The sequence below is a fragment of the Clostridium sp. 1001283B150210_160208_E6 genome, from assembly GCF_015669365.1.
In the GTDB taxonomy this organism is placed as follows: Bacteria; Bacillota; Clostridia; order Clostridiales; family Clostridiaceae; genus Clostridium; species Clostridium paraputrificum.
Map to the genome: position 1 here is coordinate 217,422 of NZ_JADPAA010000002.1, position 16,040 is coordinate 233,461.

The window sequence follows — 16,040 nt, forward strand, 5'->3', positions numbered from 1 at the left end:
ACATTATCTCCGATAGATGATACTTTTATACTAAAGACAAACTATATCATTCTACTAATTTCTTTTTTCAATCTATTTATAATTTTCTTTTCAAGTCTTGATATATATGATTGTGATATGCCAAGTAAGTCTGCCACTTCCTTCTGAGTCTTTTCTCTCTTTCCATTTAACCCAAACCTAAGTTGAACAATTTCTTTTTCTCTATCATTTAAATTTTTTAAAGCCATAAATAATAATTCCTTATCAACTTCATCTTCAATCAAATTATAAACAGTATCATTTTCTGTTCCTAAAATATCTGATAATAACAGTTCATTTCCATCCCAGTCTATATTTAATGGTTCATAAAAAGATATTTCAGCCTTTACCTTACTGTTTCTTCTTAAATACATAAGGATTTCATTTTCAATACATCTAGATGCATAAGTTGCTAATTTTATTTTTTTCTCAGGATTAAATGTATTTACAGCCTTTATTAACCCTATTGTTCCAACTGATATTAAATCTTCTATATAAACTCCAGTATTTTCAAACTTTCTTGCTATATAAACTACTAACCTTAGATTTCTTTCGATCAAAGTACTTCTAATGCTTTCTTCCCCATTTAATAATTTACCTACTAACTCTTCTTCTTCCTCCTTTGTAAGTGGTGGTGGCAATGCATCATTTCCTCCTACATAGTGTAACTTTTTAGATAGAAATTTAAACTTTTGTACAATTCTGTTTAACAATACATCTAACTTCATATTATCCTCCTCTAAATAACTCCACGTGACAATAGAGCGTTGAATTCATTTTCCTTATTTAGTACTTCTTTACATGGACAAATAATAGCTGAGATTTCCATCTCTTCATTATCACTCTTTTTTAAAATAACCTTGTCCACTTTAAAACCTTTCATTTTTCCTCTATATCCAATACCGTTATATTGAATATAGTATGTGTTACTGTCTGTTTCCTGGAAATAATTAATATATTTCTCCTCAACAATAATACATGGTAAATTTGTTATAGACTCCTTCAGTTCATTTCCGGTGTCTAAGAACCCTCTTACTACATACCGTACTCCTCTAATATACAGCTCCACTTCATAAATAAAATTAGTGATTAACGCTCTTTCTCTTAAGTAACTTAAGACCCTGTCCGAAATTATATATACTAGTATAATGGATATAAGTAAGTACTGCATTGAAGCATTACTAATTACATAACTATGTTCAAAAGAATACTTATTTTCCCAAGTAGAAAATCCAAAGCTTATCCCACTTAATAGAAAAGCTATTAATATATATATTCCAGTTGCTTTCAATTCCACTTTAAAATTATTTCTTTCTAGAAGTATTCTTATCATTATCCACCCTACTAATATTTGAAAGGGAAATAAAGAAAAAATCTTTAGTTCTGGAAATACAGAAACAACTGTATATAACGCGCCTAAAGAGGATGCTAATAACAAACTTTTATTATCATGCTTTATATGCATCAACTTAGCAGTTATAAGTAATATAAACATATCAATTACAAAGTTTTCTATCAATACTATATCTAAATATATCTCCATATCTCCACCCCCTCTCGTTAAGATTATTATAGACCTAACCCAAATAAAATTTTGTCAGTTTTACTTAGTGTAAACAGTTTTTTTAACTGTTCTTTTTTACATTAATGCACAAAATAATTTTTATATGAGTAAGTTTTATTTATTTCCTTCTTTTTTTCATACTTTTGCAAAACGTCTTATAATCCCATCTTTAGGAATATTATTATTTTATCTTTAAATATAAAGCATACTAATTTCAAGGTTTGCAGCCTTTATTCCCACTAAAGCTTGTAAGACTTAAACCAACTAGAATTTTGCCACAAAAAGAAAAGTCATGCAGAATAAAAATTCGCATGACTTTAAAATCAATTTCATAAAAATAATATATTAACTTTTTCTAGCTCTTCTTAAGAAAACTGGAATATCTAAATCATCGCCCTCATCTTCTCTAGCGGATTGAGTTTCTGTTTTCTTTTCTTCTTCTGTAGTTGCTACTTCTTCTCTAGCAGTTTCTTGCTTCTTAGTTTCCTTAACTGGTTGAGTTGTACTAATTCCTTCTGCTTCAAATCCAGTAGCTATTACAGTGATTCTTATTTCATCATTTAAAGTTTCATCAATAACAGCACCAAATATAATATTAGCATCAATATCTGCAGATTCTCTAACAACATCAGCAGCTTCATAAACTTCTAAAGCACCTAGATCAGCACCACCTGTAAAGTTTAAAATAACTCCAGTAGCTCCATCTATAGATGTTTCTAATAATGGGGATGCAATAGCTTGTTTTACAGCATCAGATGCTCTATTATCACCTTTACCATAACCAACTCCCATATGTGCTAAGCCTTTATTAAGCATTACAGCCTTTATATCTGCAAAGTCAGCATTAACTACACCTGGTATAGTAATTAAGTCAGATATCGCTTGTACACCTTGTCTTAATACATCATCAGCTAACTTGAAAGAATCAAGAAGTGTAGTCTTCTTATCAGCCATTCTTAATAATCTTTCATTTGGTATAATTACTAATGTATCAACCTTTTCTTTTAATCTTGCAATTCCCATTTCGGCATGCATCATTCTTCTTTTTCCTTCAAAAGGGAAAGGCTTAGTAACAACACCAACTGTTAAAATATCCATTGATTTAGCGATTTCTGCTACTACTGGTGCTGCACCTGTTCCAGTTCCACCACCCATACCAGCAGTTATAAATACCATATTAGCGCCTTTAATTGCAGCTGTTATTTCTTCTCTACTTTCTTCAGCTGCCTTCTGCCCAATTTCTGGATTTGCTCCAGCTCCTAGACCTTTAGTTAACTTTTCTCCTACTTGAATCTTTTGATTTGCGTGAGATAACATTAATGCTTGCTTATCTGTATTTATCGCAATAAACTCTACGTTTTTTAAACCTTCAACTATCATCCTATTAACGGCGTTACTTCCTCCGCCACCACAACCTATTACCTTTATATTGGTTAATTCTTGCATATCTACTTCAAAATCTAACAAAATAATACCTCCTTTAGAAAATTTCATCTAGGAAGCTTCTAAACTTCCCCATTATTCCTAGATTGTTTTTGCCAACATTAGCTTCTTCTTCTTCAATTTCTTCCTCTATAGGACAATCATAAAGTAACTTTAATCTATCATATACTTCTTTAATTATAGATAAAGATGATATATTTGAAAAATCCTCCATACCTAAGTAGTGGCTGTTAATAAGTTTAACTTTTTTATCCATCTGCTCTTTAATTACATCAAATACATTTTCGTAACAGGATATACCATCTCCATATATGATTATACTACAAATTCCCTCAAAAAAGGAAGTCTTTTTTAACTCTAAGTTAATATACTCCACTATTTCTTCTATTCTTGCTCTTGTGACTTCATAAAATAATTTAGTAGAAACTACAGCTGTACCAACATTAACTTCTTCTTCTTGAAGAAGTCTTTCATATGTAGAACTATATATTTTCTTTATATTTTCTGCTTCTGATAATGTAAAGTTTCCACAAATAGATAAATCCTTAGTAATATTTTCTCCGCCTAATGGCACAGATGATGTATATTTTAGAATGCCATTATTAAATATTGCAATATCAGATGTTCCTGCTCCTATATCTATAAGAGCTTTCATCCCTAGTGAGTTTTTCTCACTTAGAAATACCTTTCTTCCACTTAATACATTTGGTACAAAACCTTCTAACACTAATCCGCAATTATTTATAACCCTTTTGTATTTTTCAAGTTCATCAGAACTACCAATTAGTATAGAAAGATTAATACTTAATATATTAGCTCTCCATCCTATAATGTTTTCATTGAATATATTGCCATCTATATTAAAAAAGTTAACTATTGTATCTACTATTTCTTCACCATCACCTAAAATAACATTTCTCTTACCTTTTTCTATAGCTCTTTTTAAGTCAGCTCCTCTTACTTTACCTTCACGCAAATTTACACTGCTAGTTACTTCTGATAGTCGAATATTTCTTGATGAAATACCAACGTAAACATTACGTAACTTTTTTAATGTCTTCTGTTCTACTTCTTCAATTAATCCCATTAAACTTTGACAGCACTTTTCTTCATCTATGATAGTCCCTTTATTTATTCCATCTGAACTTTTAAAGTATGATCCAAGAATTTCTATATCATCATTATTTTCTCTTCCTAAAGAAATAGAAATCTTTTTACTTCCAAAGTCTATAGCTGTCAATGTCAATTCATTCATCTTTTTCTTGTCCCTCCCTTGTAGCAACTTACATTATTCTTATTCAACAAAAGATCTTTATTTCCTTTCTATTTTAATTTAATTATAAAATTTTATTTGAAAAAGTAAATGCATTTTGATTTAACATAAAAGGAATTAATTAGAAGTTAGTTTTTTACCCTTTTATTTATCCTCATTTATCCAGCAAATATAGTTTTATATAAATAAAAAAGTGGCTCTCTACGCTTTAGCGAAGAGGTCACTTTTTAGCCATACCACATTTTGTTGTTCTATGGTGGCGTTTATAACATCATAATTCTTTTTATAGTTTCTCTATCAACTGAATATGTTAAAGCAGTTTCTTTAGATATAATTCCCTTCTTATACAAATCTGCTAAGGCCATATCCATTGTCTTCATTCCATACTTAGTTCCTGTTTGTATAGATGATTCAATTTGATGTGTTTTTCCTTCTCTAATTAAATTTTGTATACCAGGTGTTATTGTCATTATTTCAAGAGCTGCAACTCTACCTAGACCATCTGCTGTTTGTACTAATTGTTGAGATATAATTCCTTGTAAAACAGCTGATAATTGAATTCTAATTTGTTGTTGTTGATGTGGTGGAAATACGTCAATTATTCTATCTATTGTTTTAGCAGCACCAATTGTATGTAATGTTGAAAATACTAAGTGACCTGTTTCAGCTGCTGTAATAGCGATAGAAATAGTTTCAAGGTCTCTCATTTCTCCTACTAGAATAACATCTGGGTCTTCTCTAAGTACCGCTCTTAATGCGTTTTGATAGCTTCTACTATCTTTTCCAATTTCCCTTTGGTTTATTATACACTTATTGTGCTTATGAAGATATTCTATAGGATCTTCTAATGTAACTATATGTGCTTGTCTTGTAGAATTGATTTCATTAATCATAGCTGCAAGTGATGTAGATTTACCACTACCTGTTGGTCCAGTTACAAGAACTAACCCTCTTTGTTTTTCAACCAAATCTTTTAGTATTCTTGGATGTTTAAGTTCATCAAGAGTTGGAACTTTTAAAGTAATTACTCTAAGTGCGATAGCATCACTATTCCTTTGCTTAAATACATTAACTCTGAATCTACCTACCCCTTGTACAGAATATGATGTATCTGCTTCACCTATTTGATTATATCTTTCAAATCTTTCCCCTAGTATTTCTTTTGCAAATTCTCTTATATCTTCTGGCATAAGCTTATTAGGACCTATTGGAATAAGCTTACCATTTACTCTTACTGTTGGCTGTATTCCAACTGTTAGGTGTAAGTCAGAAGCTTTTAGTTCAAGAGTTCTAATAAGCAAATCATTCAAAATATACATGTATATACCCCCATCTTTTTTACAGTTAATTTTTACTATTTATATAATATTCTATATAAAAAGCTAAATTCCTTTAAAAATAAAGGAATTTAGCTTTCAAGCAATTATATCTTTGTATATAAAGCTTTTTGTAACTTTTTCAAAGCTTTTTTTTCAATACGCGATACATATGACCTAGAAATATTAAGATTTACTGCTATCTCTCTTTGTGTCTTACACTTTCCATCTTCTAACCCATATCTCATAATTAGGATATCACATTCTCTTTTAGTTAACACTTCATACATTTTATTGTATAGAGATTTTATCTGAAGATTGCTTTCCACCTTTTCAATTACAGAATCTTTTTCGCTACTTAAAACATCAATAAGGCAAATTTCATTACCTTCTTTATCCACTCCTATTGGATCCTGCAAATAAACCTCACTCTTTTGTTTCTTATTATTTCTAAACAACATTAGTATTTCATTTTCTATACATCTAGAAGCATAAGTAGCAAGTCTAGTACCTTTTGATGAATCGAAGGAATCTATCGCTTTTATAAGTCCTACTGTACCAATAGAAATTAATTCATCTACATCTTTATTAGGAAAAGAATATTTCTTTACAATATGAGCAACTAGTCGGAGATTCCTTTCAATTAAGATACTTTTTGCTTTTTTATCTCCCTCTTTTAGTTTATTTAAGTATAATTCTTCATCTTTTTCATCAAGTGGTAAAGGAAATGTGTTATTTCCAGTAATATACCCAGTTAAGAATAGGGAGTTAGTTATAAGATTTAAAAAATTTGATAATATAAACACCTTACTCCTCCTAGTAATGCTTATTACTATAATATTCACTTGAAAAGATTTTCTTGCCTAAATTTCTAAATAATTAATTTAATAAATTTTAAAGGATAAGAAAATATAAATTCATATTTCCTTATCCTTCATACATACTTTTTTATTTAACTATATTTCTTACTATATCAGAGAATATTGGAGCAGCAGTATTACTACCTCCTAGATCTTGCCCCTTATCATTTACAGACTTAATATTAGGCACTATAACCACCACTGTATAATACTTATTATTATACTTATAATATCCTGTAAACCAGCAATGTACTGAATTTTCATCACTTGTATTAGCAGTTCCTGTTTTTCCCCCAACTTCAACTCCATCTACATTTGCCATTTTTCCAGTTCCAGAACTTACTACTTTATTCATGCCATTCATTATTATTTTACTAGTCGTACCACTAAATATTCTTTCTTTTTTAGTAGAATATTCTTTAACAATATTATCATCCTTATCTAATATTGCTTCTAACAAATATGGTTTTATATATTCTCCTCCATTTACTATTGCATTAGTTGCTCCAAGCATCTGAAGTGGTGATAGGGTCATACACTGCCCTATAGATATATTAGCCATACCATCTTCAATATCAGGTGCAATGCCTTCTGTTTCATTCTGTCTAGGTGCAGTTACATTTAGAACTTTAGAAAATAGCCCTAACTTTTTACAATAATCCATCATTGTAACATAGCCTACTTTCTCTCCAACTGCAGCATACACATCATTACAAGAATTTAATAAAGCCTGTTCAACAGTTTGAGTGCCATGTATTCCCAAGCCACATATCTTTCCTGTACAGGTATACTTATCATTCATAGTAACCAAACCTTTATCTAAAGCACTAGCTAATGTAATAAGTTTAAAAACAGATCCTGGCTCATAGCCGTTACCTTCAATCCCTAAATTAACATTGGCTTCACTTTCATCCTTTTGAACCATTGCTTTTATTTTACCCGTATCAGCTTCCATTATAGTTACCCCTATATTATTAAAATCTTTATACTTTTCAGAAGCTAACACCTCTCTTACCTTATTCTCTATATCTAGGTCTATAGTCAATTGTAAATTTCTATTATTATCAGATATAGAAACTTCATTTTTTCCATAAACAGCTTTATCATCTAAATAAAATCTTTTAGTAGGTAACTCATTATCTTTTATATTGTTATATATTTCTTCTTGTATTGAATTACTTACTATATCTTCTTCTTTAGGTAAATTAGATAAGAAGTTACTAACTTTCCATGCCTTCTTTCTATCTACATTATCATATGAGTAATAATACAAGCCTTTAATATTATCTAACTTTTTAACTTTATTGTAAGTTTCTTCCGAAACTGTGTAATATAACTTTCCAGTACTTTTCATAACATCAGTATAATTAAAATCACTATCTTCACCTTGCATTATAAAATTAAGTGCCATTAGATCTTCTAATGTTTCTTCATAATTATTTAAAGTAAATGGTTTTTTATCTATGACAATTACATATTTCTTATTATAATTCATCATATCTTTGCCATTAGTATCTAGTATCATATAGCTTGAATTACTTATGTGTTCTGATTGATGATTTTGATACTGGCTAAGAACTTGTTCACTTGGAAACAGCTGTAATACAGCTAATCTAATTGACAACATTGTTAATATAGTTATAAAAAGAGATAACACCCCTAACTCTCTTTTTTTTAATTTTCTTACCAAATAAAAACACCTCCCTCTGCCTAAATTCTAGACAAAGAGAGGTTTTTTTATTCATAGATATTATTTTAGTATATCTCTAATTTTAGCTACTAAAATATCAATCGCTACTTTATTATGACCACCTTCAGGTATAATTATATCTGCAAATCTTTTTGATGGTTCTGTAAATTGAAAATGCATAGGTCTTACAACTGATAGATATTGATCTACAACTGATTGTACTGTTCTGCCTCTTTCTTCAATATCTCTTAATAATCTTCTAATAATTCTCACATCGGAATCTGTATCAACAAAAACCTTGATATCTAGAAGATCTCTAATTCTTTCATCCTCTAATATTAATATTCCTTCAACTATTATTATATCTTTAGAATCAACCTTTGTAGTTTCTTTTGATCTATTATGAACTGTAAAATCATATATTGGCTTGTTTATTGATTCTCCATTAATTAAACTCTTTAAGTGCTCAACTAAAAGAGCATTATCAAAAGCATTTGGATGATCATAATTTGTTTTAGTTCTCTCTTCCATTGAAAGATGGCTTTGATCCTTATAATAAGCATCTTGCTGAACCATTGCAATGTGTTCATCCCCAAAAGTTTCAAATAATTCTTTTGCAATAGTACTCTTACCTGATCCAGAGCCTCCAGTTATTCCTATTAATATTGGTTTCTTCATTAGTTTTCCTCCTAATTATGTATTAAAGTGTTAATACTTTTGTACCTTTTATTAACATATCATTTTTCTTTAAAGGCGTATCAACTTTAACTCTAAACATCATCATAGCCCTGTTTGCTACATTTGTTTTAACTTTTTTATCCAAGTCAAACATATCTTCTAACTTAACATTAAAGTCTGGAGTATGAGCTCTTAAAACTTCAACTTCATCCCCTTCAAAGACTCTGTTCTTTTGTAAAATAGTTGCAGTTTTAGTTTCCTCATCATAGGATTGTACAATTCCAACAATGTCGTAATCTCTTATATATGATGATTCATCATAGTTTTGTTCACCCATTTTTCCATAATAGAAACCTGTGTGATAGTTTCTATGACTTATTCTAGTAAGTGTATGCATCCATTCTTCTTTAAATTCATATCCTTCAGGGTTAGCCATGTAACTATCAATAGCTTCTCTATAAGCCTTAACTACTGATGCTACATAGAACTCACTCTTCATTCTACCTTCAATTTTGAAAGAATTTATACCACTCTTCATTAAATCAGGTATATGCTTAATCATACATAAATCCTTAGAATTCATTATGTATGTACCATTATCATCTTCAATTACTGGATAATATTCTCCTGGTCTAGTTTCTTCAACTAGGTAATACTTATATCTACAAGCGTTTGAGCATATTCCCTTATTTGCATCTCTTCCTAGCATATAATTAGAAATTAAGCATCTTCCTGAATATGCAACACACATTGAACCATGGATAAATGCCTCTAATTCACATTCTGCTGGAATATTTTCTCTAATTGTCTTTATTTCTTTAAAAGTTAATTCTCTTGCTAAAACTATTCTTTGGCAACCTTGTTCATACCAGAACTTAACTGCCTTCCAATTAGTTATATTAGCTTGAGTACTTATATGTACTTCTAAATTTGGAGCTGCTTCTTTTGCTGCAACAACAATAGATGGGTCTGCAACTATTATTGCATCTATCCCTAAATCTGCTAATCCTTTTATATATTCCTCAACACCTGTTAAGTCATGATTTCTTGGGAACACATTCATTGTAACATATAATTTTGCCCCTCTATCGTGGCAATATTTTACACCTTCTGCTATTTCTTCATTAGTAAAGTTATCAGAGAATGCTCTAAGGTTTAATCTACCTCCACCTATGTATACAGCATCTGCTCCAAAATCTATTGCTATTTTTAATTTTTCTAAACTTCCTGCTGGTGCTAAAATTTCTGGTTTCATCATATTAATTACCTCCTCTTAGTCACTGCAATTCCATCCCCCATTGGTATTACAGACGTTATTAAGCTTTCATCCTTTGATACCATCTCTAAGTATGTTCTCATTCTTTTTACTATAGTTATTTTTCTTCTTTTTACAAGTTCATCTGTTGCAACCATTCCCCTAAATAGAACATTATCAGCTATTATAATTCCATCCTCTTTAAGTAATCTTAAACAATGTGGAAGGAAATGATTGTAGTGTCCTTTTCCTGCATCCATAAAAATCAAATCAAAAGGTTCTTCTAGCTGTTCAAGTATTTCTAAACAGTCACCTTCTTTAATCTTTATTTTGTCTTCAAGATTAAACTTCTTAAGATTTACATTAGCAAGTTCTATCATTCTACTATCTCTTTCAATAGTAACTATTTCAGGTTCTGTGCCTGATGCTTCATACATTAATATTGAAGAAAATCCTATGGCTGTACCTAACTCTAAAATACGTAATGGTTTCTTCATACTAACCATAAATTCTAAAAACTTAGCAGTTTCTTTTTGAACTATAGGCACTCCATTTTCTCTAGCAAAATCCTCTATATCTTTTAAGATACCCTCTCTATCTGAAATAAGCTCCCTAATATAGCTTTCCATATATTCAAAAGTAATTCCACTCATCCTAATCCTCCAAATTAATTGCTTGCACTACCTCTTTTTTTGTTTTGTTCTACATTAACTCTTTCATGTTCCTCATAATTAGTTGAAAAATGATGTTTTCCATTTTCGCCATATAAAAGTACAAAATATAAATAATCAGTATCTGCTGGTTCTAAAACAGCTTTTATTGAATTATATCCTGGACTTCCTACTGCTCCAACTGGCAATCCTGCATTCTTATATGTATTATAAGGAGATTCAACCTTTAAATCATTGTATGATAAGATTTCATTTCCTTCATATCCTATTACATAATTTACTGTAGAACAAAATTCTAATTTCATACCTTTTGATATTCTATTATTAATTACTGAAGCAATCATAGGTCTTTCTTCATCTAGTCTTGCTTCTTTTTCAACCAATGAAGCCTTTATAATAATACTCTCAATTTCATCTTTATTTATTTTCTTTCCTGTTTCTTTTTCTAATTTAGATAACTTTTTATCAAAATTATCTAACATAACTTTTATCATTGATTTAGCATCAAAGTTTTTATCAAAAAAATATGTATCAGGAAATAAATAACCTTCAAGGTTATACTTTTTATTAGAATCTGCTTTAACATAATCAGGAAGTGGATAGTTTTTAATTTCATTTATGAATTCATCTCTTGTACATATTCCACTCTCTGCAATTACATCAGCAATAGTATCTATAGTATATCCTTCTTTTATAGTAACTTTAACTTGATTTTTCAAAAAATCTTCTGTAGTTAACATTTTTATTAACTCTTTTAAAGTTACGTCACTCTCAACCTCATAACTACCAGGTATAATTTTAAGATCCTGATTAGTTAATTTCAAATTAACTTTTATTAAGGTTTCATTCTTTATTACTCCCTCACTATTAAGTCTATCTAATAGATTATAAAATCCTTCGCCCTCATTAACTTCTATGGTTATCTTGTCAGAATCAGTTTTCAAGGGACTTTTTACGACATTATTATATGCAATAAACATTCCTATTATAGAAATCAACAAAATTCCTATAATAACAAGTACTATTTTCTTTAAATGAATACTCTTCATAAAATCCTCCTAAATATAAAAGTAAATAGCCTATTCTTAGGCTATTCACTTTATTATAATACTTTTTTAGGATTTAAGAAAGTTACTTTTTATTTCTGCTAAGCATTCTTCTTCTTTCGCCACTGTCTAATACTGTCTTTCTCATTCTTATGTTTTGTGGAGTTACCTCTACTAATTCATCATTATTAATGAATTCTAGACAATTTTCTAATGACATAACAACTGGTGGAACTAACTTAACAGCATCATCTGATCCTGATGCTCTTGTGTTAGTAAGCTTCTTACCTTTACATACATTTATATCTAAGTCTTCTGCTCTTCCACATACACCTACAACCATTCCTTGGTATACTGGTACACCAGCTCCTATAAATAATTGTCCCTTATCTTGTGCATTAAATAATCCATAAGCTATTGCATCTCCTGTTTCAAATGCAACAATTGAACCTCTACTTCTTGATGGAATGTCTCCCTTGTATGGTCCATATCCTTCAAATACATGATTCATGATACCATTACCCTTAGTATCTGTCATGAATTCATTTCTAAATCCTATAAGCCCTCTAGCTGGTACTACAAACTCTAATCTTGAATAACCATTTACTGCTGATGTCATATTAACCATTTCAGCTTTTCTTGGCCCAAGCTTTTCCATAACTGGTCCCATAAATTCTTCTGGAACATCAATTGTTAAGTATTCCATTGGTTCAAGCTTTTTACCATTTTCTTCTTTATAAATTACGTTAGCCTTTGATACTTGGAATTCATATCCTTCTCTTCTCATTGTTTCTATAAGTATAGAAAGATGTAACTCTCCTCTACCTGAAACTTCAAAGCAGTCAGGAGTAATTTCTCTTACTCTTAAACTTACATTTGTTTCAAGTTCTTTCATTAATCTATCTCTTAAGTGTCTTGATGTAACAAATTCACCTTCTTGACCTGCAAAAGGAGAATCATTTACCATAAAGTTCATGCTTAATGTTGGTTCATCAATATGTACGAATGGTAATGCTTCTGGGTTTTCAGCATCTGCTATAGTCTCACCTATGTTTGCATCTGTAACACCACTTATTGCAACTATATCACCAAAACCTGCTTCATCTGTTTCTTCTCTCTTTAATCCATTATATACAAATAAGTTAGTAACCTTATAGTTCTTTGTAGTTCCATCATTAGAAACTAGAGCAACATTTTGGTTCTTTTTAACTTTTCCTCTATGAATCTTTCCTAAAGCAATTTTTCCTACGAATACGTTAGAATCTAATGTTGTAACCAGCATTTGGAATGGAGCATCTAGGTATCCTTCTGGTGGAGCAACATGCTTTATTATTGTTTCAAATAATGGTTGCATGTCTTCATTTGTATCTTCAACGTTATATCTAGCAAATCCATTTCTAGCAGAAGCGTAGATAATTGGGAAATCTAATTGTTCATCATTTGCTCCAAGTTCAACAAATAAATCAAATACTTCATCAATTACTTCTTCTGGTCTAGCATCTGGCTTATCTATCTTGTTTATAACAACGATTGGCTTTAATTCTAATTCTAATGCCTTCTTTAATACGAACTTTGTTTGTGGCATTGGTCCTTCATATGAGTCAACTACTAGTAATACTGAGTCAACCATCTTAAGTACACGTTCAACTTCTCCACCAAAGTCAGCATGCCCTGGAGTATCTACTATGTTTATCTTTACTCCTTCATGCATAACTGCAGTATTCTTAGAAAGTATTGTAATTCCTCTTTCTTTTTCTAAATCGTTAGAGTCCATTACTCTTTCTTCTACCTTTTCGTTTGTTCTAAAAACGTTACTTTGTCTTAAAAGAGCATCTACTAGAGTAGTTTTTCCATGGTCAACGTGAGCTATAATAGCTATGTTCCTTATATCTTCTCTTTTATTTAATTCCATGCTTTGCCTCCAAATTCTTGGTTTTCAAATATGTAAACCTATAAATATTTTTTTCAAAAAGAAAATTGGATACACAAGTACCCAATTTTTTAAACCTTTTTTATTTTAATCTTTTAAGCTTTAAAAGTCAACCTAATTATATCTCCATAATAATAGGTAAAATCATTGGTTTTCTCTTAGTTTTTTCATATAAGAATTCTCTTAACTCTTCTCTTATATTAGATTTCAGCGTAGCCCAGTCGCTAATTTTCTTTTCTTCACACTCTTCTAATACATTTTTTACTATTTCTCTAGCCTCATCCATTAGTCCTTCAGACTCTCTAACATAGACAAAACCTCTTGAAATAATATCTGGTCCAGCTATAACAGTACTTGTTTCTTTTTCTATTGTAACAACTACTGTTAATATTCCATCTTGAGATAAATGCTTTCTATCTCTTAATACAATATGACCTACATCACCTACACCTAAACCATCTACAAATACTTGACCTGAAGTTACAGTTCCATTCTTCTTAATATAATTTCTTGCAACTTCAACTACGTCTCCATTTTCTGCTATAACAAAATTTCTTTCTGGAAGACCTAATTTACAAGCTAATTCTGCATGTTGTTTTAGATGCCTGTACTCTCCATGCACAGGAATAAAAAATCGTGGCTTTACTAATGTTTGCATCAACTTCAATTCTTCTTGACAGGCATGACCTGATACGTGAACTTCAGCTAATGATTCATATATAACTTCAGCACCTTGTTTAAATAACTGATTAACCACTCTAGATACAGTTTTTTCATTTCCTGGTATTGGATTAGCAGAAATAATAACAGTATCTCCCTCAACTATACTAATCTTTCTATGTTCGGAAGAGGCCATTCTTGCCAAGGCTGACATTGGCTCTCCTTGACTTCCTGTAGTAATAATTACTGCCTTATCATTAGGATATTTTAAAATCTGATCCAAAGAAATCAATGTATCTTCCTTTGATTCTAAATATCCAAGTTCTTTAGCAACTTGAACTATATTCTCCATACTTCTTCCAGATACAGCAACTTTTCTTCCATAACTCTCTGCTGCATCTATTATCTGTTGGATTCTATGAATATTAGATGCAAATGTAGCAACTATTATTCTTCCTTCTGCTTTAGAAAATAGCTTCATAAAGCTCTCTCCTACAGTTCTTTCAGACATAGTATATCCAGGTCTTTCTACATTAGTAGAGTCAGCCATCATAACAAGTACGCCTTTTCTACCAAGTTCAGCTAATCTAGCAAAATCAGTTAGCTGACCATCTATAGGAGTATAGTCAATTTTAAAATCACCAGTATGTAATATTACTCCTAAAGGTGTATGAATTGCTATTGCTACTGAATCAGCAATAGAATGATTTGTTTTTATGAATTCAACAGAAACAGAATTCAACTTTATTGTATCTCTTGGTTTTACAGTTATTAAAGTTGTTGAACCTAATAATCCGTGCTCTTTTAGTTTAGTTTCAACTATACCAAGAGTTAATTTTGTTCCGTAAACTGGAACATTTAATTGTCTTAAGACATAAGGTAACGCTCCGATATGATCCTCATGTCCATGTGTCAAGAAAATACCTCTTATTTTCTCCTGATTTTTTAATAAATATGATATATCTGGTATAACAACATCTATACCGAACATATCCTCATCAGGGAATCTAAGGCCACAATCTATGATAACAATATCATCTTTAAACTCAATGGCTGTAATATTTTTTCCAATTTCGTTTAAACCACCTAGAGGTATTATTTTGACCTTTGCTCTCTCTGTTCTCATATTTCCCCTCCTTTTACTTTACGTAAAAACTTTTGTTATATTACTTCTCATTTTTCTTCTGACATTCTTTACAAATACCATAGAACTTTAGAGCATGGTCTACTATCTTAAATCCGTATTCTTTTTCAATTTCTTCTTCTAGTTCTTCTAATAAGTCATCTTCTACTTCTATAACCCCATTACATTCATTACATACTAAATGATGATGTCTATGTGTTTCGTCACTATGAACTAATTCATATCTACTACATCCATCATTTAAATGAAGTCTACTTAGAATACCTATATCTTCAAGTAATAAAATTGTTCTATATACAGTTGCAAGTCCTATTTCAGGGCAACTTTTTTTAACCTCATCATAAATCTCTTCAGCTGTTAAGTGCTTACCTTCACTTTCTACAATGGTATCTACTATAGCTCTTCTTTGAGGAGTAAGTTTATATCCCTTATTTTTCAAATCCTCTTTTAGTGCTACATAATCAATTTCTATATTTTTCCCCATTAACAACA

General features: G+C 30.4%; 14 protein-coding genes. All 14 read right to left on the bottom strand.

Features of this window, described 5'->3' with window-relative positions:
* Positions 1-41 precede the first annotated feature (41 nt).
* The 14 genes from sigE to I4V16_RS03835 all read right to left on the bottom strand — a co-directional run bounded on the left by sigE (position 42) and on the right by I4V16_RS03835 (position 16,032).
* Complete coding sequence (gene sigE / locus I4V16_RS03770) at positions 42-746, bottom strand: RNA polymerase sporulation sigma factor SigE (RefSeq protein WP_027097459.1); 705 nt, start codon at positions 744-746, stop codon at positions 42-44.
* An 11-nt stretch (positions 747-757) separates the two neighbouring features.
* A complete protein-coding gene (locus I4V16_RS03775; RefSeq protein ID WP_099329819.1) occupies positions 758-1,561 on the bottom strand; it encodes a sigma-E processing peptidase SpoIIGA in 804 nt (267 codons plus the stop codon).
* 366 nt (positions 1,562-1,927) lie between these two features.
* Complete coding sequence (gene ftsZ / locus I4V16_RS03780) at positions 1,928-3,049, bottom strand: cell division protein FtsZ (RefSeq protein ID WP_099329818.1); 1,122 nt, start codon at positions 3,047-3,049, stop codon at positions 1,928-1,930.
* 13 nt (positions 3,050-3,062) lie between these two features.
* Positions 3,063-4,280 carry a cell division FtsA domain-containing protein gene (locus tag I4V16_RS03785; protein ID WP_099329817.1) on the bottom strand — a complete coding sequence of 406 codons (1,218 nt, stop codon included), beginning with the start codon at positions 4,278-4,280 and terminating at the stop codon, positions 3,063-3,065.
* A gap of 281 nt (positions 4,281-4,561) precedes the next feature.
* The gene (locus I4V16_RS03790) at positions 4,562-5,617 is read right to left on the bottom strand and encodes a type IV pilus twitching motility protein PilT (RefSeq protein ID WP_049179046.1); all 1,056 of its coding nucleotides are present in this window, start codon (positions 5,615-5,617) and stop codon (positions 4,562-4,564) included.
* Positions 5,618-5,721: 104 nt separating this feature from the next.
* Positions 5,722-6,420: an RNA polymerase sporulation sigma factor SigK gene (sigK, locus tag I4V16_RS03795; protein WP_027097454.1), complete on the bottom strand. Its 699-nt coding sequence runs from the start codon at positions 6,418-6,420 to the stop codon at positions 5,722-5,724.
* A gap of 142 nt (positions 6,421-6,562) precedes the next feature.
* Positions 6,563-8,101, bottom strand: coding sequence for a penicillin-binding transpeptidase domain-containing protein (locus I4V16_RS03800; protein ID WP_099329821.1), 1,539 nt, complete (start codon positions 8,099-8,101; stop codon positions 6,563-6,565).
* Positions 8,102-8,224: 123 nt separating this feature from the next.
* Positions 8,225-8,842, bottom strand: coding sequence for a uridine kinase (udk, locus tag I4V16_RS03805; RefSeq protein WP_049179045.1), 618 nt, complete (start codon positions 8,840-8,842; stop codon positions 8,225-8,227).
* 22 nt (positions 8,843-8,864) lie between these two features.
* Positions 8,865-10,100 (bottom strand): U32 family peptidase, encoded by a 1,236-nt coding sequence (locus tag I4V16_RS03810; RefSeq protein WP_049179044.1) that lies wholly within the window; start codon positions 10,098-10,100, stop codon positions 8,865-8,867.
* A gap of 5 nt (positions 10,101-10,105) precedes the next feature.
* Positions 10,106-10,750: an O-methyltransferase gene (locus I4V16_RS03815; RefSeq protein ID WP_049179043.1), complete on the bottom strand. Its 645-nt coding sequence runs from the start codon at positions 10,748-10,750 to the stop codon at positions 10,106-10,108.
* Between the two features lie 14 nt (positions 10,751-10,764).
* Complete coding sequence (gene mltG / locus I4V16_RS03820) at positions 10,765-11,817, bottom strand: endolytic transglycosylase MltG (RefSeq protein ID WP_049179042.1); 1,053 nt, start codon at positions 11,815-11,817, stop codon at positions 10,765-10,767.
* A gap of 82 nt (positions 11,818-11,899) precedes the next feature.
* Positions 11,900-13,726 carry a translational GTPase TypA gene (gene typA / locus I4V16_RS03825; RefSeq protein WP_049179041.1) on the bottom strand — a complete coding sequence of 609 codons (1,827 nt, stop codon included), beginning with the start codon at positions 13,724-13,726 and terminating at the stop codon, positions 11,900-11,902.
* A 136-nt stretch (positions 13,727-13,862) separates the two neighbouring features.
* Positions 13,863-15,530, bottom strand: coding sequence for a ribonuclease J (locus I4V16_RS03830; protein WP_099329816.1), 1,668 nt, complete (start codon positions 15,528-15,530; stop codon positions 13,863-13,865).
* Between the two features lie 40 nt (positions 15,531-15,570).
* Entirely contained in the window at positions 15,571-16,032 is a 462-nt protein-coding gene (locus tag I4V16_RS03835) for a Fur family transcriptional regulator (RefSeq protein ID WP_049179039.1), read from the bottom strand.
* Between the last annotated feature and the right edge of the window lie 8 nt (positions 16,033-16,040).